Origin of the sequence: Streptomyces sp. NPDC058457 (assembly GCF_042720695.1) — a bacterium.
Classification (GTDB): Bacteria; Actinomycetota; Actinomycetes; order Streptomycetales; family Streptomycetaceae; genus Streptomyces.
The window spans coordinates 216,067-235,270 of record NZ_JBHXLU010000003.1; the positions used below are offsets into that span (position 1 = coordinate 216,067).

Annotated in this window: 16 protein-coding genes; 7 read left to right on the plus strand and 9 right to left on the minus strand. The window is 72.8% G+C overall.

Annotation, left to right across the window (positions count from 1 at the left end; all coding sequences use genetic code 11):
- Positions 1 to 11 precede the first annotated feature (11 nt).
- The 3 genes from ACFWPS_RS04570 to ACFWPS_RS04580 form a co-directional block, all read right to left on the minus strand.
- Positions 12 to 419: a hypothetical protein gene (locus ACFWPS_RS04570; protein WP_383700843.1), complete on the minus strand. Its 408-nt coding sequence runs from the start codon at positions 417 to 419 to the stop codon at positions 12 to 14.
- A 119-nt stretch (positions 420 to 538) separates the two neighbouring features.
- Positions 539 to 1,606 carry a GNAT family N-acetyltransferase gene (locus tag ACFWPS_RS04575; protein WP_383700845.1) on the minus strand — a complete coding sequence of 356 codons (1,068 nt, stop codon included), beginning with the start codon at positions 1,604 to 1,606 and terminating at the stop codon, positions 539 to 541.
- Between the two features lie 10 nt (positions 1,607 to 1,616).
- Positions 1,617 to 2,282 carry a hypothetical protein gene (locus ACFWPS_RS04580; RefSeq protein WP_383700847.1) on the minus strand — a complete coding sequence of 222 codons (666 nt, stop codon included), beginning with the start codon at positions 2,280 to 2,282 and terminating at the stop codon, positions 1,617 to 1,619.
- Positions 2,283 to 2,329: 47 nt separating this feature from the next.
- Here ACFWPS_RS04580 and ACFWPS_RS04585 point away from each other — a divergent pair, with 47 nt between their 5' ends.
- Positions 2,330 to 3,004: a maleylpyruvate isomerase family mycothiol-dependent enzyme gene (locus ACFWPS_RS04585; RefSeq protein ID WP_383700849.1), complete on the plus strand. Its 675-nt coding sequence runs from the start codon at positions 2,330 to 2,332 to the stop codon at positions 3,002 to 3,004.
- Between the two features lie 136 nt (positions 3,005 to 3,140).
- Positions 3,141 to 3,851 (plus strand): copper homeostasis protein CutC, encoded by a 711-nt coding sequence (locus ACFWPS_RS04590; RefSeq protein ID WP_383700851.1) that lies wholly within the window; start codon positions 3,141 to 3,143, stop codon positions 3,849 to 3,851.
- Positions 3,852 to 3,913: 62 nt separating this feature from the next.
- Here ACFWPS_RS04590 and ACFWPS_RS04595 read toward each other — a convergent pair whose 3' ends face one another.
- The gene (locus tag ACFWPS_RS04595; protein WP_383700853.1) at positions 3,914 to 6,739 is read right to left on the minus strand and encodes an FtsX-like permease family protein; all 2,826 of its coding nucleotides are present in this window, start codon (positions 6,737 to 6,739) and stop codon (positions 3,914 to 3,916) included.
- A 5-nt stretch (positions 6,740 to 6,744) separates the two neighbouring features.
- Complete coding sequence (locus ACFWPS_RS04600; protein ID WP_383700855.1) at positions 6,745 to 7,449, minus strand: ABC transporter ATP-binding protein; 705 nt, start codon at positions 7,447 to 7,449, stop codon at positions 6,745 to 6,747.
- Positions 7,450 to 7,546: 97 nt separating this feature from the next.
- Between ACFWPS_RS04600 and ACFWPS_RS04605 the strand changes: the two genes are divergently transcribed.
- Complete coding sequence (locus ACFWPS_RS04605; RefSeq protein WP_383700857.1) at positions 7,547 to 8,152, plus strand: helix-turn-helix transcriptional regulator; 606 nt, start codon at positions 7,547 to 7,549, stop codon at positions 8,150 to 8,152.
- Positions 8,153 to 8,166: 14 nt separating this feature from the next.
- Here ACFWPS_RS04605 and ACFWPS_RS04610 read toward each other — a convergent pair whose 3' ends face one another.
- Positions 8,167 to 9,375 carry an MFS transporter gene (locus tag ACFWPS_RS04610; protein WP_383700859.1) on the minus strand — a complete coding sequence of 403 codons (1,209 nt, stop codon included), beginning with the start codon at positions 9,373 to 9,375 and terminating at the stop codon, positions 8,167 to 8,169.
- Positions 9,376 to 9,475: 100 nt separating this feature from the next.
- On the opposite strand from ACFWPS_RS04610, the gene ACFWPS_RS04615 reads away from it, so the two are divergent.
- Positions 9,476 to 9,817: an ArsR/SmtB family transcription factor gene (locus ACFWPS_RS04615; protein ID WP_383700861.1), complete on the plus strand. Its 342-nt coding sequence runs from the start codon at positions 9,476 to 9,478 to the stop codon at positions 9,815 to 9,817.
- A gap of 52 nt (positions 9,818 to 9,869) precedes the next feature.
- Here ACFWPS_RS04615 and ACFWPS_RS04620 read toward each other — a convergent pair whose 3' ends face one another.
- Complete coding sequence (locus ACFWPS_RS04620; RefSeq protein ID WP_383700865.1) at positions 9,870 to 11,948, minus strand: HelD family protein; 2,079 nt, start codon at positions 11,946 to 11,948, stop codon at positions 9,870 to 9,872.
- A gap of 574 nt (positions 11,949 to 12,522) precedes the next feature.
- On the opposite strand from ACFWPS_RS04620, the gene ACFWPS_RS04625 reads away from it, so the two are divergent.
- A complete protein-coding gene (locus ACFWPS_RS04625) occupies positions 12,523 to 12,708 on the plus strand; it encodes a hypothetical protein (RefSeq protein ID WP_089101865.1) in 186 nt (61 codons plus the stop codon).
- A 156-nt stretch (positions 12,709 to 12,864) separates the two neighbouring features.
- A complete protein-coding gene (locus ACFWPS_RS04630) occupies positions 12,865 to 13,989 on the plus strand; it encodes a glycosyltransferase 87 family protein (RefSeq protein ID WP_383701028.1) in 1,125 nt (374 codons plus the stop codon).
- Here ACFWPS_RS04630 and ACFWPS_RS04635 read toward each other — a convergent pair.
- Entirely contained in the window at positions 13,947 to 15,590 is a 1,644-nt protein-coding gene (locus ACFWPS_RS04635; RefSeq protein ID WP_383700867.1) for a DNA repair helicase XPB, read from the minus strand. The two genes, ACFWPS_RS04630 and ACFWPS_RS04635, sit on opposite strands and share 43 nt — an antisense overlap.
- A gap of 231 nt (positions 15,591 to 15,821) precedes the next feature.
- Here ACFWPS_RS04635 and ACFWPS_RS04640 point away from each other — a divergent pair, with 231 nt between their 5' ends.
- Positions 15,822 to 16,367, plus strand: a complete 546-nt coding sequence (locus ACFWPS_RS04640; protein ID WP_383700869.1) for a hypothetical protein — start codon at positions 15,822 to 15,824, stop codon at positions 16,365 to 16,367.
- A gap of 129 nt (positions 16,368 to 16,496) precedes the next feature.
- Here ACFWPS_RS04640 and ACFWPS_RS04645 read toward each other — a convergent pair whose 3' ends face one another.
- Positions 16,497 to 19,067 (minus strand): helicase-associated domain-containing protein, encoded by a 2,571-nt coding sequence (locus ACFWPS_RS04645; RefSeq protein ID WP_383700871.1) that lies wholly within the window; start codon positions 19,065 to 19,067, stop codon positions 16,497 to 16,499.
- Between the last annotated feature and the right edge of the window lie 137 nt (positions 19,068 to 19,204).

A 19,204-nucleotide genomic window follows, 5' to 3' on the forward strand; every position in this document is an offset into this window, starting at 1 on the left:
GAGGCGCCGGCTCAGGCAGGCCGCTTGAACGTCAGCGTCAGGCTCCGGGCGCCCTGCATCTGTCCGGAGCCGATGAACTGGACCCCGCCACTCGCGGTGACCTGGAAGGAGAGCTGTGCCTCGGCCAGGGGAAGGGGACCACCTCGGTCGGCGACCTCCTGGAAGACACGCTGAAGGGCGTCGACGGCATCGGCCAGGTTCTTGCGAAGAGGTCCAAGCGGCACCGAACGCAACACGGAGTCGCCGTCACGGCTGAAGAAACTGCCCATGGTGTCGCTGTCCTGCGCTGCGAGGGCGATGTCCTCCTCCGTGGCCACGACCCAGAACGGCAGGGTCCGTGCGTCCTCGGCGTCCTGGACCGTGGTGCTTTCCGTAGCTCCTTCGGCTTCTCCGACCCGGACCAAGGCCTGCTCGCTCATGCCGTCTGGCTCCCCTCAGCCATGTCACACCCGTCGCCAGCTACGCGGGGCAGACAACTCTAGTTCCATCAGGGGAGTTTGTGTTCGGCGATGCTCGACTTCGTCAGCGGTCGGCCGGCTCATCGCAGCAGTTCGAAGGCCATCTCGTTCTCGTCCTCGCTCACCTTGGCGAAGCCGGCGCGGGTGACGACCGCCTGGGACGGGGTGTTGGCCGTGTCTATGGTCGCGAACAGGGAACGTACGTCGTCCCGGGCGAACGCCCAGTCGGCCAGGGTGCGGAGCGCTTCGGTCGCGTAGCCGTTGCCGCGGGCGGCCTCGGTCAGGTCGTAGCCGATCTCCACGCGGCCGTCCTCGTCGGGGGCGGAGTGGAAGCCCATGCCGCCGATCGCCCGGCCGTCCTCCCGGCGGACCAGGGCGAAGACGCCGAACTGGGGCCGGTGCACGCCCCCTTCGTACGCCTTCAGCAGGAAACCGGCGGCGTCCCGGGTGCCCTCGTACGGGCCGCCCTCGATCCACTCGAAGCCGCCGTCGCCGCCCAGGCGCAGGTCGCGGGCCTCGGCGGGGCGGATGCCGACGAGGTCGAGGCGTTCGGCGGGGATGACGAGGTTGTTGTACCAGCGCCAGCCGGTGACCGGGGCGCGGCCGGGCAGCTCGCCGCGGCCGGTGGCCCAGAGCAGGGTCTGCCAGGGCGTGGGACCGGGCTGGACGTGCGGGAAGAGGCGGGTGAGGACGGACTCGGCGAGCTCCTCGGCGGGCCGGTAGGGGAGCTCCAGACCCGTGGTCATGTCGTACGTGTGGAGCAGCACTTCGGCGATCCCCATCGCGGCGAAGCCCACGCGGTCGGCGCTGCGGAAGGGGTACGGGTGGAAGGCGCGGACCGTGCGCGGGGCCGTGCGGACGGTGGCGGCGAGCAGGGCGCCGGTGGTCTCGATGACGTGCAGCAGGCCGGAGTTGTCGGTGCCGTCGTCGAGCTTGAGCTCGAAGGGCACGTACGCGTCCTGGGCACGCCCGGCCAGATTTGCGGCGTACGCGACGAGGTCGTCGGCGACGTGGACCGCCGTCTCGTGGACGTTCCAGTCCAGCCCGCCCGCCGTCACCTCCGTCCAGTTCCGCGCCACCGCGGGCCGCAGCGCCGCGACACAGCCGGCGACGGCCTCTTCTATCTGATCCCCGCCCATTTCACGCATGGGCCGCACCCTAGGACGCCGGATCCCCGGCGGTCGACAGCATTTCCAGCTCCGCGGCGAGGTTGTAGCGGGCGGTCGGCTCCCACTCGGTCCGGCCGTACGGCGTTCTGAACAGCTGGGGCAGGTCGAGGAGTTGACGCAGGATCGCGGAACGGCCCGCGCGGAAGGCGTCGTTGGGCACGAAGTGATACTCCTCGCGCACCTCGGCGGTGTAGGCGGCGTACGCGGAGGGCGGGGCGGCGAGGATCGCGAGGTCGGCGTCGCACAGCACCTCGCCGTTGCGGTCGCCGGTCGCCGGGTCGTGGGTGACGGTGAGCCGGACCAGGCGGGCGACCTCGGCGGTCTGTCTCGCCGGGAGCCCGGCCTCGGGGAGGGCGCGTTCGGCGAGGCGGGCCGAGCGCTCCTCGTTCGTCGACCGGTCAGGCAGGTACACCGCGTCGTGGAACCAGGCGGCGAGCCGGACCAGGTCCGGGTCGTCCGCGTACTCCTCCAGTACGTCGATGCGGTCGAGGACCGCCGTGAGGTGGGCGACCGTGTGGTACCGGCGCTGGGGCTCCTGCCAGCGGCGGAGCAGTTCGTCGGCGTACCGGTGCGGGGAGGGCACGCAGGAGTCGTCGTCCCGTGACCTGAGGAAGGCGGTCAGCCAGCGGGAGCGCAGGGCGTCGAGATCGGCCATGCGCTCATTCTCCCGCCCGCCACCGACATCGCCCTAGCGTGGGGTGCATGACTGCTGCTGCTGACGACGCACGCGACCCCCTCCTTCCCGGACGTCTCCTCACCGTCGAGCGCGACGCGCTGATCCCGCTTCTGCGTTCCCGGCCGGACGCGGACTTCGCGCTGCCGACCGCCGCCTGTCCGGGGTGGACGGTGCGGGACGTGCTCGCACACTGTTCGTCCGCGCTGATCCGGGTGGTGGAGAGCCGCTTCGAGAAGGGCGTGTTCTCGCCCGAGTCGAACGACCGGGACATCGCCGAGCGCGCCGACTGGACGAACGCCCGGGTCCTCGACGAGCTGGAGCGTGGCATGACCGAGGCCGGGGACGTGATCGCGGGGCGGGCGGACGGGGCGCTGGACCCGGTCGCCCTGGGCGAGTGGGTGCACGCCGGTGACGTCCGCGACACCCTCGGGGAGCCCGGCGCCTACACGGGCGCGGGCCTGCCCCACGCGCTCTCCCTGCTGGCCCGGGTGACCCGGAAGCGGGGGCATCTGCGGCTCCAGGCCGACCTGGACGACGTGGACGAGCCGCTGCACCTGGGCGGGACGAGCGGGACCCGGACCCCGGCCCGCTTCATGGGCGACGCGGCGACGCTGGTACGGCTGTACACCGGGCGGTCGCCGAACGGGGCGTCGTACGAGCTGATGGGGGCGGACGCGGCGGAGCTGAACCTCTACGGCTGAATCCGGACGGTGTGTGACCGGGGCGGTCTCGCGGCCGTCGGTGTTCCCCGCGTACCCTGGATTGGACTAGACCTCCGGACTAGACCTCTTGCGAGGAGTGCGCGGGGTACACGGGGAACACCACGGAAGGGGCCCTATGAGCACGCGGGCAGTCCTGGAGGTGATCGCCCTCGACGCCGAGGACGCGGTCGCCGCCCAGGCCGGAGGCGCGGACCGCCTTGAACTGGTCACCGACATGGCGGCCGACGGGCTGACCCCGCCGCCTCGGACCTTCACCGCGATCCGGGCCGCCGTCGACATCGACCTGCGTGTGATGCTGCGGCTGGCGGACGGGTTCGCGGCGGGCGACACCGGCCGCCTGGTGGGGGTGGCCGGGGAGCTGCGGGCGGCCGGGGCCGACCAGTTCGTGCTCGGGTTCCTGGCCGCGGACGGCGGGGTGGACCTGGACGCGGTGGAGCGGGTCGTGGCCGCGCTGGACGGCTGCCGCTGGACCTTCCACCGGGCCATCGACCGGGCCGCGGACCGGGACGCCCTGCGCAAGCAGCTCGCCGACCTGCCGGGCCTCGACGCCTACCTCACGGCGGGAGCCGCGGAGGGCGTGGACGAAGGGCTGCCCAGACTGCTGGCCGAGGCACGGCGGCGCGGCGAGCCGGGGTACGAGCAGACGCTCCTGGTGGGGGGCGGCCTGCGGCTCGATCACGTGCCCGAGCTGCGTACGGCGGGCATCGACGCCTTCCACATCGGCGGGGCGGCGCGGCCGACGGGCTGGGACGGGGCGGTGTCGGAGGAGGCGGTGCGGTCCTGGCGCCGGGCGCTGGACGGGGCGACGGCCGCGGTACCGCGTTGACCGGCGCAGGAGGACCCCGGCCCTGTTCATGGGCCGGGGTCCCACCGGTGGCGGCGGCCGGGTCAGTCGGCGGCGAGCAGGTGGGCGGGGGCGATCCGGGACAGCCCCCGGATCGGCACCGTCAGCGCCGCCACCACCAGGGCGGTCGCGGCGAGCGTGGCCAGCAGCGCGGCGCCGGCGACCGTGAACAGGTGTCCGTGCAGCACGCCCCGGCCCAGTGACAGCACCCCGGCCAGACCGGCCACCGCGCCGGACAGGCCGCCCAGCAGAGCCAGTCCGATCCCCTCGTAGAGGGTCAGCTTCGCCAGTTCGCGGTTGGTCCAGCCGGTCGCCCGCAGCACCGCGAGATCGGCGGCGCGCTCGCGCTGCGAGATGACCAGGACGTCGATGGCGCCGGCGGCGCCCAGCAGCAGGGACAGGGCGACGCTGAGGTAGTCGGCCTCGCGCGCCTGCGCCACCACGGCGTTGCCGAGCAGCGATCCGGCCACTTCGCCCCGGAAGGCCAGCGTCAGGGCGAGCAGCACCGTGAAGGCGGCCACTCCCAGCGCCAGCCCTGCCGCACCCAGCAGCGTGCGGCCCCGCACCCGCAGCAGATTGAGCACGGCGAGTCCGGCCACCGAACGCACCGGGCGTGCGCGGCGGGCCGCCGTCACCGGGGGCCGGACGGCTTCCATCGGTCCCAGCCGGGTGGCGAGCCAGGCGGGGATCAGGCCCGCCACCGTGGCCAGCAGGAGCGCCACCGGGAGTACGAGGAGTGACTTGGCGCCCGCTTCCGGCTGTCCCAGCACCCGGCCCAGCACGTACGCGAGCACCGTGCCCGCCGCTCCGGCGGCGAGTCCGATCACCGCGAGTTCGCCGAGGACCAGGCGGAGTACTTCGCCGCCGCTCCAGCCCAGGCAGCGCAGCGTGCCGATCTCGGTGCGGCGTGAGCGCACCGAGGCCAGCGCCGCCTGGCCGAGGAAGAGCGCGCACACCACGAGGACCAGCACGAAGAGCACCGCGCTCTTGGTGTCCACGGCCCTGAGGATGCGCAGGGCCACGCCCTTGGCGACCCAACGCTCCGTCACCTGCGCCGAGGCGCTCAGCGCCACCGTCTGCGGGGCGGGCGAGCTGCCGACGGTGACGTCGACCTGGAGCCGGGGGTAGGCGGCCCGGATCGCCCCGGCCACGGCGTTCACCCGCGCCCGGGAGGCGGTGTCGACGCCGGTCACTCCGGCCACCCGGATCCTGATCGCGCTGACCGGCGCCTTGTCCTGGAGGCTCGGGACCCGGCGGCTCTTGGTGAGCGCGGTGATGGAGTCCATCGTCGTCAGCATGGTGGGCGGCGGGCTGACGTAGCCGCCCAGGTTGCGGTCGGGCTGCAGCGGCTTGCCGTGGAGCTTCGCCCGGGTCGCGCTGTCCGCGCCGGTGACCTGCGGCGTCTGGTAGGTCTCAAGCGGGGTGTCGGACAGTGCCGAGAAGCCGTGCAGTCGGCCGGTGTCGTAGCGGCCGACCAGGTGGACGAAGGGATTGGGCAGGCGCCCGGAGTCGACGCCGTCGCAGGTACCCAGCCCGATGCAGTCCGTGGCGGCGTGGCTGGTCACCTTCCGGTACTGGGTGCCCTGGTGGTTCTCCTCGGGGACGCCGGCGAACGGCTGCTGGTTCGAGTTGGTGACCCACAGGCTGCGCTTCTGCGGCGGCTTCGTCTGCGCGGCGAGGTCGCCGTCGGAGGTCCGGCGGTAGGTGACCGGGCCGACCGTCCAGTAGTCCCCGGTGTCGAACGAGTCCTCGGTCAGTGCCTTCCGGTAGCCCTTGCTCAGGTCGACCCGGGTCCTGCCCACCGTGGTGCCGTGCAGGCCGCGGACGAAGCTGTCGGCTGTCGGGTTGCCCAGTTTCGAGGGCAGCTCGGCCGGGTCGCCGACGTCGAGCCGCTGGACGGCGGCGTCGAGCGTTCCGGAGGTCAGCGGGTCGTTGCTGAGCAGCGCCGGGATGTAGGAGTCGTGCTGTCCGTGGACGCTCTTGGCGGACGACACCGTCCACGGCTTGTCCTGCTCGGTGAGCATCCGGCCCGAGGTGACGGTGGAGCCGAGGCCCACCAGCTTGTCCTCGGCCGCCGGGTCGATGGCGGACAGCAGCACGGGGTAGCTGACCGGAACGTCGATGGTGGCCTTGTCCCGGCCGGACTGGCAGTTCATCCGTGAGCTCAGGTCCGGGTCGAACGGCGACTTGTCCCTGAGGTCCTCGGCGATGATGTTCGGCTTCAACGGCAGTTGCAGGTTGAACTCGGTCTGCTCGGTCTTGTCCCGGTTGAAGTAGAAGCAGACGTCGTACTTCCCCTTGATCCGGTATCGCTGGGTGCTCTTGTCGACCGTGCCCGCTTCCAGGGTGTCGGACTCGAAGAGGTGGTCCGACTCCGACGCCGTCGTCAGGGGGGAGCGGGTGAGGTAGACGTACTCGTCGGAGGTGCGGTAGCTGCCAAGACCGGAGGTGAGCGTCGGGCTGATGCGCAGGATCTGCCGGGTCGCCTTGCTGTCCAGGAAGCGGGACACGTCCACGGTGACGGTGCTCGACACCATGAGGTAGCCGATGTTGGCGACCGGCGCGGCCACGTCGACCCCGGCCATACGGCCGATGCGCCGGTACTGGTCCATGGTGATGCCGCCGAACGTGCCGGACAGGAAGTTCGGCGCGACCAGTCCGCTCTGCCGCTCCACGTCCGTCTGCGAGTCGGGCGGGCGTACCAGGACGTCGTACGCGGACCGTGCGTTCTTCCGTACCGTGCCCACGGTGGTCGCCTGGCTCGTGCTCACCGTCGCGGTCAGCAGGGTGAAGCTGGTCGCCGCCACCAGGATCCCGGCGGCCAGGGCCAGCGCGCGCCCGCGCCGGCGCCGTAACTGATCGAGGATCATCGCTATCACGGGCGCAGGCCCCCCAGCCGGTGCAGCACGTCGCCGGACGGTGTGACCCGCTGGTCCGAGGTGATCCTGCCGTCCGTCAGACGCACCACCCGGTCGCCGTTGGCGGCGACCTCCGCGTCATGGGTGGCGATCAGCATCGTCATCCCGTACCGCTCGCGCAGCGACATCAGCAGGTCGATGATCTCCCGCCCGATCACGCTGTCCAGGTTGCCGGTGGGCTCGTCGGCCAGCAGCAGTCCCGGCCGGTTGACCAACGCGCGGGCGACGGCGACACGTTGCTGCTGGCCGCCCGACAACTGCGAGGGCAGGGCGTCGGCCCGGTGGTCCAGGCCGACCGCTTCGAGCAGTTCCATGCCGCGCGCACGCCGGTCGAAGTCCACTCTGCGCGGCAGGACGGGGGCGAGCACGTTGTCCAGGACGGTCAGCGCGGGCAGCAGGTGGAAGCGCTGGAAGACGAAGCCGATACGCCGCCGGTGGCGGTCCAGGTCCCGGGACACCAGCTCCGTGCCGTCGATCTCGACGTGCCCCTCGTCGGGCTGGTCCATGCCGCCCGTCACATGCAGCACGGTGGACTTGCCGGCGCCGGAGGGCCCGGTCAGCATCACCACCTCGCCGGCCGCGACCTCCAGGTCGACCCCGTCCAGAGCGGTCAGCCCGGGATACCGGCGGCTCACCCCGCGCAACGCCACGCTCACAGCCATAGATGAAGCCTCGCCCTCGTACATCGCGGCACCTGCATCGCCGCACATACATTGCGGCAATTCAGGGGTATGTTGTCACAATGTAGAAGGGACGTATATGCCGCTCCAACACGCCGTGCTCGCGCTGCTGACCCGGCGACCGAATCACGGATACGAACTCAAGGCCCGGTTCGAGGAGGCCATCGGCCCGCAGTGGGGCGGCCTGAACATCGGTCACCTCTACCAGATCCTCGAACGGCTGGTCCGTGACGGCTATGTCTCACGCTCTCAGGTCACGCAGACCGACCGGCCCGACAAGAACCTCTACACGCTCACCGAGGCCGGCGAGGCCGAGTTGCGCTCGTGGGCGACCACTGCCTGGGTGCGCGTCGGCGGCTTCCGCGACGAGCTGTTCCTGAAGCTCCTCGGGGCCTCCGCCCTGGGCCCGCAGGCCCTGACCGCGCTGATCGAGGCGCAGCGGCAGACGTACCTGTCCGAGCTCGCGGGCCTGGCACGGCAGCGCCGGGCCCACGCCGGCGAACCGCTGGTCGCCGTCCTGATCGACGCCGCCATCGCCCACACCAAGGCCGACCTCGGACTGCTGGACAGCGCCGCGCAGCATCTGGGCCCGCTCGCCGCTGCACACGGCGCCGCCGCGCAGGGCGATACCGACGAGGCCGGCGGTCACGGCGGGACGAGCGGGTCCCGCACGGAGTCCGCCTAGCTTGACGTCTGTCGTCAACGCCGGGGTCCGCCGAGTGGCCGCGCCGAGTCCTCACGCACCCGCACCGGGCGAGGGCCCCCAAGAGGCACCCTTTTGGCCGTGGTCACCCCCGCCACCCCCAGCGCCAGCACCGCGATCCCCGCCCCCACCAGCAAGAACCACCGATCACCGAACAAGGACAGCGCGAGACTCCCCGTACCTCCCGCCGCCGCCATCCCCAAATACGTCGCGCTGCTGCTCAGCGACACCAGCACCGGCGCGTCGGCGGGGGCGATGGAGGTGATCCGGGTGATCTGGGCGACCGCCAGCGCCCACCCGATCACCGGCGTGACCACCGACGCGGCGAGCGCCGTCGGCATCGTGCGCAGCGTCCAGGGTGCGGCCGCCGCCACCGCGACGTAGGCGGTGAGGGCCGACAGCACCACCACGCGCGGTCCCCACGCGTCCACCAGCCGCCCGCCCAGCTGTGAGCCGGCCACCGCAGCGATGCCGCTGACCAGGAGCAGCAGAGTCAGCCTGTCCTGGGAGCCGCCGGTCGCGGGGCGGGTGGCCACCGTGTAGTAGATGTAGGTCGTCTGGAAGGCCACGAAGATCAGGAACGTGGTGGCCGCCGCACCCACGACCCGCCGGTCGGCGAGCGGCGCCAGCCGCTCCCGGAGAGTCAACGCCGCGGCCGGCTGCGGGAGTTCCCGCAGGAGGAGGGCGAGTCCGGCGAAGGCGGCCGCGCCCAGTCCCGTCACCAGCCACATCGTCAGCCGCCAGTCCGTACGGCCGATCCAGGTGCCCAGCGGCACCCCGAGCGCCGTCGCGACCGTCAGCCCGCCCATCACCGTCGCGATGGCCCGCCCGCGCCGCTCCGGCGGTACCAGCGAGGTCGCGACCGCGCTCGCGGTGGGGGTGTAGAGGGCGGCCCCCACGGCGGCCAGCACGCGCGTGCCGAGCAGGGCGCCGTACGACGGGGCCAGCGCCGTGAGCGCGTTGGCGGCCGTGAAGACGGCCAGTGCGGTGAGCAGGGCGTGGCGGCGGGGCCAGCGGGCGGTCACCGTGGCCAGGACGGGGGCGAGGATGCCGTAGGCGAGGGCGAAGACGGTCACCATCTGTCCGGCGACCGAGATCGACACGTTCAGATCGCGGGCGACGAGCGGCAGGATGCCGGCCGTCACCATGCCGTCGGTGCCGACGGCGAAGGTGCCGAGAGCGAGCAGGAGCAGGCGTAGGCGCACGAGTCCCCCAGGTGCGTCGATACGAGAGCGCGCATGACGGTTTGACGTTGGTCAAACAATAGGGACTGTTGGATGATTGTCAAACGATGTGGAGGAGGGTGTGCCTGTGGGCGAGGAGGACGGCGAGTGGCTGCCGCAGCCGGATGCCGCGGAGATCGAACTGGTCAGGGTGCTGCACGCGTTCGGCGACCCGGTGCGGCTGATGCTGCTGAAGAAGTACGCGGGCGGTGAGCAGTTCAGCTGTGCGCCCGACGCGCTCGGCGTCGGCCATCTGCACAAGTCGACCGTCTCGCACCACATGAAGATCATGCGCGAGGCCGGGATCACCTCGACCCGCGCGGTCGGCCGCAACCGGTACGTCCGGCTGCGCCGAGCCGACCTGGACGCCCGCTTCCCCGGGCTGCTGGACGCTGTGCTGAAGGCGGTGCCGGAGGCGTTCTAGCCGCGGCGGAAGCGGGGGTGGGCGCCCGGCCGGGGGTGGGCGCCCGGCCGGTTCAGGTCAGCTGCGGCGGCAGCGGGGCCGCGTGGGTCACGATCAGGCCGGACACGGCCCGGGTGAGGGCCACGTACAGGCGGCGCAGGCCGGTGCGTTCGTCCGGTTCGCCGTCGACCACGGCCCCCGGCTCGTCGAGGACCACGTAGTCGTACTCCAGGCCCTTGGCCAGGGACGCCGGGACCAGGGTGAGGCGGGTCTCGGCCGTGGTCTCCTCGCCGGGGGCCAGGTAGCCGATGCCCGCCACCGTCAGCGCCTCCGCGAGCGCGGGCACGCGCGCGTCCGCCGCGATCAGGCCCGTCGAGCCCTCGTTGCGGAGCAACTCCTCGCACGCGGCGACCACTTCGGTGGTGTCCGCGATGGCGCGGAGGGCGAAGAAACCCGGGTTCTCACGGACCGAGGCGACCGGCGCGAGGCCGGGGGCGATGTGCGGGAGGAGCCGCGAGGCGTAGGTGATGACGTCCGTGGGGACGCGGAAACCCGCCGTCAGTTCCTCGATGACGCCGTCCGACTTGCCGAGGTGGGCCAGTGCCTCGGCCCAACTCCGCGTCGCCCAGGGCGTGGTGCCCTGTGCCAGGTCGCCGAGGACGGTCGCCGACCCGGTGGTGCAGCGGCGGCCGACCGCGCGGTACTGCATGGGGGACAGGTCCTGCGCCTCGTCCAGGACGACATGGCCGAGCGAGTGCGTGCGCTGGACGAGGTCCGTCGCCTCGTCGATCAGCACCGCGTCCGCGGCCGACCACCTGGCCGACTTGACGCTGCGCACCGGCTTCGCCCAGACGATCGTCTTCTGCTCGTCCTCGTCGAGGATCCCGGCGGCGTGCTCCGCGAGGAAGTCCGCGTCCGTGAGCAGGCGCAGGACGAGTTTCGCCGGGTCGACCGGCGGCCAGAGCTGCTTGACGGCCGCCTTCACCGCCGCGTTGCGGGCCACCGAGTCCTGCACGCGGTCGTCGGGCGCCTCTCCCGAGCGCTCCATCTGGACCAGCACGGCGTGCGCGATGCGCTGCGGCAGGGCTTCGCGCGCCGCGCCGTACCGGATGCCCCGGTCCAGCAACTCCCGGACGATGTCCTCCAGTTCGTACGCCGGGACCCGCCAGCGACGGGAGCCGCGCACTACCACGACCGGTTCGGTGGGCAGGGTGACGTGCGCCTGGACGGCCCTGCGCAGGACCTCCGCCATCCGGGCGTCGCCCTTGATGATCGCGGCGGGGGCGTCGTCGGTGCCGCGTACCTCGACGTCCTTCGCCACCAGGTCGTCCACCGTCGCCTGCTGCACGGTCAGCTCGCCCAGCGCGGGCAGCACCTGCTCGATGTAGTGCAGGAAGGAGCGGTTCGGCCCGATGACCAGGGTGCCGGTGCGGGCGAGCCGCTCCCGGTGCGCGTAGAGGAGGTACGCGACCCGGTGCAGGCCGACGGCCGTCTTCCCGGTCCCGGGGCCGCCCTGCACGCACACCGTTCCGCCGAGCCCGCTGCGCACGATCTCGTCCTGCTCGGGCTGGATGGTCGCCACGATGTCGCGCATCGGACCGACACGCGGGCGCTCGATCTCCTGCTGGAGCAGCTTGCTGGTACGGGCCGCCTCGGCGGGGTCGGAGAGGTGCTCGTCCTCGTAGGCGGTGATGTCGCCTCGGGTGTACCCGAAGCGGCGGCGCAGCGCGATGTCCATCGGGTCCTTCTTGGACGCCCGGTAGAACGGCTGCGAGACCGGCGCCCGCCAGTCGATGACCATCGGGTCGCCGTCGTGGTCGTGCACGTGCCGGCGGCCGATGTAGAAGCGTTCGCCGTCCGCGCCCTCGGCCTGGTCGGCGCCGGGGGCGTGCAGGTAGTCGAGGCGGCCGAAGAAGAGCGGCGTGTCGCTGAGGTCGGCCAGCGCCTTGATGCGCTCGTCGATCTGGCGGGCCAGGACCTCGGCGTTGACCCAGTTCGCGGTGACGTTGCTGATGTCCAGTGACTCGACGTCCTCACGCATGGCGCGGAGGGCGGAGCGGGACTCGGCGAGGTGGGAGCGTTCGCGGGAGAGGGGGTCGGAGAGGGAATCGGGGTGCGGGTCCGCTAGCGGGTCGTGGGCGGGCGTGGACAAGGGGGTGCCTCCGAAGGCCTGCGGGTCGATGGCGCTCAGGTGTGGATGGCGCACTGGTGGCGATCAGCCGACCGGTTTCCGTCCGGGCGGCGGCACTCCGGGGGTGGAGGCGGGCAAGAGCGGAGATTGTAGTGAGGTGAGGGCGGGGGAGGCCAATGGATTTCCTGGGGGCAGGGGGCAGGAGGCCCGGGCGAAGGGCGAGGGGCGAGGGGGCGGGGGTGGCCCGTGGGGCGGCGGTGTGTTCTGGGGTGGTGGCCGGTTGAGGGGCGGTGGCCGGTTGAGAGGCGGTGGCCGGTTGAGAAGGCGGGTGCGGGCCGGTGGGGGCTTGTCGCGCAGTTCCCCGCGCCCCTTGGGCCGGCTGCCCGGCCCGGCAACGAACCGTCGCCCCTTCTGCGCCGGCCGATCGTCACCTGCGGGCGGTCGTGCTCTGTACTGCCGTCCCCTAGGGGAAGCGTCACCCGTCGGCTGGGGACGGGGTAGGGGACGGGGTCCATCGGGGGGTGGACGGGGGGATGCCGGAAATTGGACCCGTGGACCGATGCCGTACCTATGCCCGAAGTTCCACCATTGAGGCATGAGCGCAGCAACCATCCACCCAGCCCCCAGCGGCCCCCCGGGCGCCACGGCCCTCGACGGAGTCCCCCACACCCACCACCGCCTGGGCGACGCCCTGCGCGCCGTCAAGGTCTTCGTCGGCGCGGCGTTCAGCGTCGCGATACTCGGCGAGTACGGCGAGGAGACAGGCATACACCGCAAGTGACGGCATAGGGTCACCACCGTGCCGAACCGGACGGTGACGTCACCCCCTGCCGCCCCTGCCGCCCCACCCCTCCTTCTCTCCCTCCCCCTGTCCCTCTCCTTACTGACGGTCTCCCTCTGCTCCTTCGCCGCCCTCTGCGTCCTGCTCCACGCCCCGATGGCCGATCTGCTGGTCTACCGGGCCGAGGGCGAAGCCGTGGTCCACGGCGGTGATCTGTACGGCTTCACGGTCACCGAATGGCGGCTGCCGGCGACGTATCCGCCCTTCGCGGCGGTCCTGTTCGTTCCGACGACCTGGATCCCCGTCCCGGCCCTGAAGGTGGCGTTCCTCGCGGGCAACGCGCTCCTGCTCGCCTGGCTCGTCGCCCTCTCCGCCCGCCTGGCCGGCCGCACGGCACCCCTCCCGCTGCTGTGCGCGGCCACGGGGCTCGCTCTCTGGCTGGAGCCGGTCTTCCAGACGCTGCTCTTCGGCCAGGTCAACCTGGCGATCACCTGCCTGGTCCTGTGGGACCTGACCCGCCCGCCCGGTGCCCGTGCCAAGGGCCTGGCCCTCGGCATCGCTGCGGGCGTCAAACTCACCCCGGCGATCTACATCGCCTACCTGTTCCTCACCGCACGCAGAAAGGAGGCGGCCACCGCGACGGCGTCCTTCGCCGGCACGGCCCTGTTCGGCGCCCTTCTCCTGCCCTCGGCCAGCGTGGACTTCTGGACGCGGAGGGTGTTCGAGACCGGCCGGGTCGGCAAGGCCTGGATCGTCGACAACCAGTCGCTCCAGGGCCTGATCGCCAGGGTGGCGGGCGCGGAGACACCAGGCCTGGCCTGGGCCCTCCCGGCGACCGCACTCGCGGCGACGGGCCTGTGGCTGGCGACCCGCGCCCGCGCTCACCGCACCCCCCGCTACGACCGCCGGGGCATCCTGCTCACCGCGTTCACGGCCCTGCTGGTCTGCCCCGTCAGCTGGTCCCACCACTGGGTGTGGTGCGTGCCGCTGCTGGCGGTCCTGCTGGCCGAGGGCCGGATGTTCCTCGCGGCCACGACGGCACTCGTGTTCACGGCACGCACGATGTGGCTGGTGCCCCACGAGGGCGACCGCGACCTGCACCTGCCGTGGTGGCAGCAGCCGCTCGCGTCGCCTTACCCGCTGCTGGGGCTGGCGCTGCTGGCGGGTGCCGCGGTCGTCCTGCGAAGGCGCGGTGCCGCCCTGCCGGCCCGGCCCGGCAACCCCCTGCCGAGCGCTCGTCAGCCCTCCGCGAGGAGCTCGTCGGCGTCCATGATGCGGTAGGCGTACCCCTGCTCCGCCAGGAACCGCTGCCGGTGGGCGGCGAAGTCCTGGTCGATCGTGTCGCGGGCGACGACGGAGTAGAAGTGGGCCTGGTGGCCGTCGGCCTTGGGGCGCAGCACGCGTCCCAGCCGCTGAGCCTCCTCCTGCCTCGACCCGAACGTCCCCGACACCTGGACGGCGACCGTCGCCTCCGGCAGGTCGATGGAGAAGTTGGCGACCTTCGAGACGACCAGCACGCTGATCTCGCCCTCGCGGAAGGCGTCGAAGAGCTTCTCGCGCTGGGCGTTGGAGGTCTCGCCCTTGATGACCGGGGCGTTCAGGTGCTCGCCCAGCTCGTCGAGCTGGTCGATGTACTGGCCGATCACGAGGATCTGCTGCCCCGCGAAGCGCTTCACGATGGCCTCCGTGACCTTCCGCTTGGTCGCGGTGGTCGCACAGAAGCGGTACTTCTCCTCGGTCTCGGCGGTGGCGTACGCCAGCCGCTCCGACTCCGTCAGGTTCACCCGCACCTCCACGCAGTCGGCGGGTGCGATGTAGCCCTGCGCCTCGATCTCCTTCCACGGAGCGTCGAACCGCTTGGGCCCGATGAGGGAGAACACGTCCGATTCTCGGCCGTCCTCGCGCACGAGGGTGGCCGTCAGCCCCAGCCGCCGGCGCGCCTGCAGATCGGCGGTGAACTTGAAGACAGGAGCCGGCAGCAGATGGACCTCGTCGTAGACGATCAGCCCCCAGTCGCGGGAGTCGAAGAGTTCGAGGTGCGGGTAGACGCCCTTCCGCCTGGTCGTGAGCACCTGGTACGTGGCGATCGTGACGGGCCTGATCTCCTTGCGCGTCCCGCTGTACTCCCCGATCTCGTCCTCGGTGAGACTCGTCCGCTTCACCAGCTCGTGCTTCCACTGCCGGGCCGAGACGGTGTTGGTGACGAGGATCAGGGTCGTCGACTTGGCCTGCGCCATGGACCCGGCGCCGACCAGCGTCTTGCCGGCACCGCAGGGCAGGACGACGACGCCGCTGCCGCCGTGCCAGAAGTTCTCCACGGCCTGCTTCTGGTACGGCCGCAGCGCCCAGCCGTCCTCGGCGAGCTCGATCGGGTGGGCCTCCCCGTCCACGTATCCGGCGAGGTCCTCGGCGGGCCAGCCCAGCTTCAGCAGGGTCTGCTTGATCTGCCCGCGCTCGGAGGGGTGCACGGCGACGGTGTCCGGGTCGATCCGGGCGCCGACCAGCGGGATGATCCGCTTGGAGCGCAGGATCTCCTCGAGGACCGGCCGGTCGGTGGTGGTGAGCACCAGCCCGTGTGCGGGGTGCTTGCTGAGCGTCAGCCGCCCGTACCGGTCCATCGTCTCGGCGATGTCCACCAGCAGCGCGTGCGGCACCGGATACCGGCTGAACTCCACCAGCGCGTCCACTACCTGCTCGGCGTCGTGCCCGGCCGCCCGCGCGTTCCACAGCCCCAGCGGGGTCACCCGGTAGGTGTGGATGTGCTCCGGTGCCCGCTCCAGCTCGGCGAAGGGCGCGATCGCCCGACGGCAGTCGTCGGCCCGCTCGTGGTCGACTTCCAGGAGCAGGGTCTTGTCGGACTGGACGATCAGCGGACCATTCACGCGCGGCACCCTTTCCCTCCGGCTCGTGCGGCCATCGCCATGGCGGCCATTGTCACGGGCCAAAGTTCCAGTGTGCCTCATACGCGAACGATCACCTTCGCCGATGGATGGATCGTGCACGTCCGCGCCCGGCTTTTGGGGGCGTCTGATCGTCCGGTGCAACCTTGGGTCCGTTTCGGGTGTCATGTCCGAGGGAGCCACGGATACGCGTGGCCCGGTGGGGAGGTTGGGGTGACGTCCGTACGCATCTGGGGACCCGGCGCGGGGGCCGTGGTGGTGCTGGTGGCGGCCGGGGTGTGGGCGCGGGGGTCCAGCGCTGTGGACGCCGGTCTGTGGGCCGAGGTACGCCCTGCGGTCGAGGCGCGGCTGGTGGCGCAGTCCGCCGGGACCGGGCCCGGGGAGAGCGAGCCCGCTCTCCGGTCGCGGTGGTTCTGCCGGGCGGAGGCGCTGGACCTTCAGGAGAGCGGCGGCCGGGTGCGGGCCGGCATCAACAGCCTGTGCGAGGAGTACGGGGAGCATGCCGGCGCCCTGGTGCTGTGCGGTGGCGCGGAGATACCGGAGGTGGTCCGACTGGAGCGGGACCCGGCCGACGGCGGCTATCGCATCGTCTCCGAGGAACAGGCCCCGGAGGACGACGGCTACGGCGAGTGGGAGGAGAGCCACTTCAGCCATTACGCGGCGTCCCGCCTCGACCGGGGGATGACGTCCACCGGTCTGCGGACCGCGGCCCGCACCCACTTCGGCCTGCCGGCCGATGCGCCGGTACGGGACTGCTGACGCTCCGCTGGAAGCGCCGGGGAGTGTCTGCCGTCGTTCGGCTGCGGCGCCGTTGTGGCTGGTCGCGCAGTTCCCCGCGCCCCTTTCGGGGCGCTTCGGTTCGGGGCGCTTCACAGTTCGGGGGGCGCCTCAGTCCTCCGCGAGTTCGGCCACGCCCGTCACGCGGTGCAGGGGGTAGGTGCGTACCTCGTCGGCCGTGTGGTCGTATGCCGTGACGAAGCCGCCCTCGACGCGGATCGGGGCGATGACGCGCTGGGTGGCGGTGCCCTCGGCGTTGACGTAGCCGATCCAGACGGTGTCGCCGGTGAGGACGGCGGCCTGCATGGTGGCGAGGGTCTCCGCGGGGGTGGTGCGGGGGAGTTCGCCGCCCCTGACGGCGGCGCCGGTGGACCTGCGCGGGGTGGTGGCGGCGAGGTCGCCGGCGCGGATCGCGCGGATCGCCGCCGCGAGGAGGGTGGAGTCCGGTGGCGGCGGGCCGTCCGGGACCGGCTCGGGGGCCGTGCGCGGCGGGGTGCGGTGGGCGTGGGCGCGGGTGATCAGGACGTCGCCCTCGGCGGACTCGGCGGCGGGCGCGTAGCCCATCGCGCGCAGGCCTTCCAGGAGGGCGGCCGGGTCGGCCTGGGTGGCGAGCACCGTCGGGGCCAGGCGGCGCAGGCGCAGCCCCGACGACCGTTTGTCGGCCATGATCTCGTTCAGGACGGTGTCGTCGTCGCAGCGGACGTACGCCGAGGCCGCGCCCACCCGCAGATGGCCGTGCCTGCGGGCCACGTCGTCGATCAGGTAGGCGAGCGGCTGCGGAACCGGCGTGCGGGAGTGCGTGGCGAGGAAGGCGTGCAGGTCGGTGGCGGTACGGCCGGCGTCCAGGGCGCGGCGGACGGAGGCGGGCGTGAAGCGGTAGACCGTGGCGCCGCCCTTCGACTCGACGTCGGCGAGGACGCCCAGCGCGTCGGCGAGCGGGCGGCGCAGCGGGCCCGGGGCGACCGCTGTCAGGTCGGCCTGGAGCAGCACGTGGTCGAGGGGCTCGGGGAGGAGCGGGGCGAGCAGCCGGCCGGCGGTCGCGGCGGCGACGGCCTGCTCGGGCGGCGAGAGGGGAGCGGGGGCGAGGAGGCCGGGGGCGGGATGGTGATGGTGCACGGGGAGTTTGTCGCCGGGGCCGGCGGGCCGCGTGGGCGAAGCCGCCGTCGACCCGGACCCGGCCGAGGCTGCGGCTGCGGTCGCGGCCGGTGCGCCGAGGAGTGCGCGGCCGTGCGCCGACAGCGCCCCGCGGCCCGTCACGCCCAGCAGCTCGGCCTCCGACAGGGTCCAGCGGGCCAGCCGGCCGCGCAGGTCGTCCTCGCGCTGCTGTGGGCCGCGCAGCGGGCGTTCCCAGCCCAGCCGGGCCAGCACCGAGTCGGCGGCCGGGGCGGTGCCCTCCGGGAGCACGGCGAGGAGGGTGAGCACCCGGTGCCGTACCTCGGGCGCGGCGGAGCGGTCGAGGCCGGGGCCGAGGGCCGACAGGGCGCGGTCCTTGGCGTCCCGGCCGCCGACCAGGCCCGAGGCGCGGGTCGCGGTCAGCCAGGCCTCCGCCAGCTGGGCCCAGCGTTCGGCGCGCGGCCGGTCCAGCCACTCGTCGTAGGCGGGGGTGGCCGCGTACCGCTCGTCGGCCTCGCCGTCGGAGGCGAGCAGCCCGGCCGCGTACGCCAGCTCGACCCAGAAGGCGGCGATCGGCTCGGGCAGGTCCAGGGCGACGGCCGTCCGCTTGAGGTCCCGGACGCTCAGGCCACCGGCCCGCAGCACCGCGGGACCGCCCTCGTCCCAGTCCTTCAGCAGCTCCTCGACGGTCACGAGCGCGGTGTACGCCTGTCCGGCCGCGGTCGCGTCCACAACCTGTGGACGGTGGGCCGCCGCCGGCTCGACGGCCGGGGGCACGGGCTCCGGTTCGCGGTGCGCCCGGCCCTCGCGCAGGTGCAGGGCGACCTCGCGGGGGAGGACCACCGTGCCGGGCGCGGTCGGCAGCAGCAGGCCGCGGTCGAGGAGCCAGCGCAGGTGGGCGGCGGGTTCGGGCGTGACCTGGCCGTACGGCGGCCCCCAGACCAGCCGGGAGAGGACCTCGCGGGACTCGGCGGGCGCGGCGGCGAGCAGCTTCGCCATCTTCCTCCGGTGCCCGAACAGCTTGGTGAGCGCGTTCACCGCGGACACCGGGTCGTGCGTGGAGGGCAGCCCGGCCGCGGCGACGATCTCCTGGATCCGGCCCGGCGACATCCCCGAGGTGGCCTCCCGCACGGTCGGGCCAAGACCGGTCGGCGAGGGATGCTGCGCGGACGGGGCGAGCACCTCCCGCGCGGTCCGCACCAGCCGCAGCCGGTCGTCGTCGCCCCACACCAGCGCCTGGTCGCGGAGCGCGGCGACGGCACGCGGCAGCTCGCCGGTGACGACCGGGTCCCCGTCGTCACCGGCCATCAGGCCCAGCAGCTCCTGGTACGACGCCGGGTCGCCGGCCACCGCCAGCGCCTCCGCGGTCTGCAGGGCGAACCGGTCCAGGCGTTCCAGGGCACGCAGCACCGAGGCCCGGGTGCCGGCCCGGGTGGCCAGCTGGGTGAGGTCGGTGGGGACGGGGGTGATGAGGTCGGGGCGGGCACGCAGCAGTACGGCCAGGGAGGCGTCGTCCCTGGCGCGAAGCGCCTCCGCGAGGGAACGCGGCGGGGTGGCCGGGTTGCTCATCCGACCCACGGTAGCGGGTGCGGGGTGGACACCGGGATCACCTGTCCCCCCGCCGTTTCTGTGTAAGGAGCAGCCACCGGGCGAACGGAACGTTGCGCAGATGTCCGGCGAATGAATTTCATCGGGAGGATCACGGC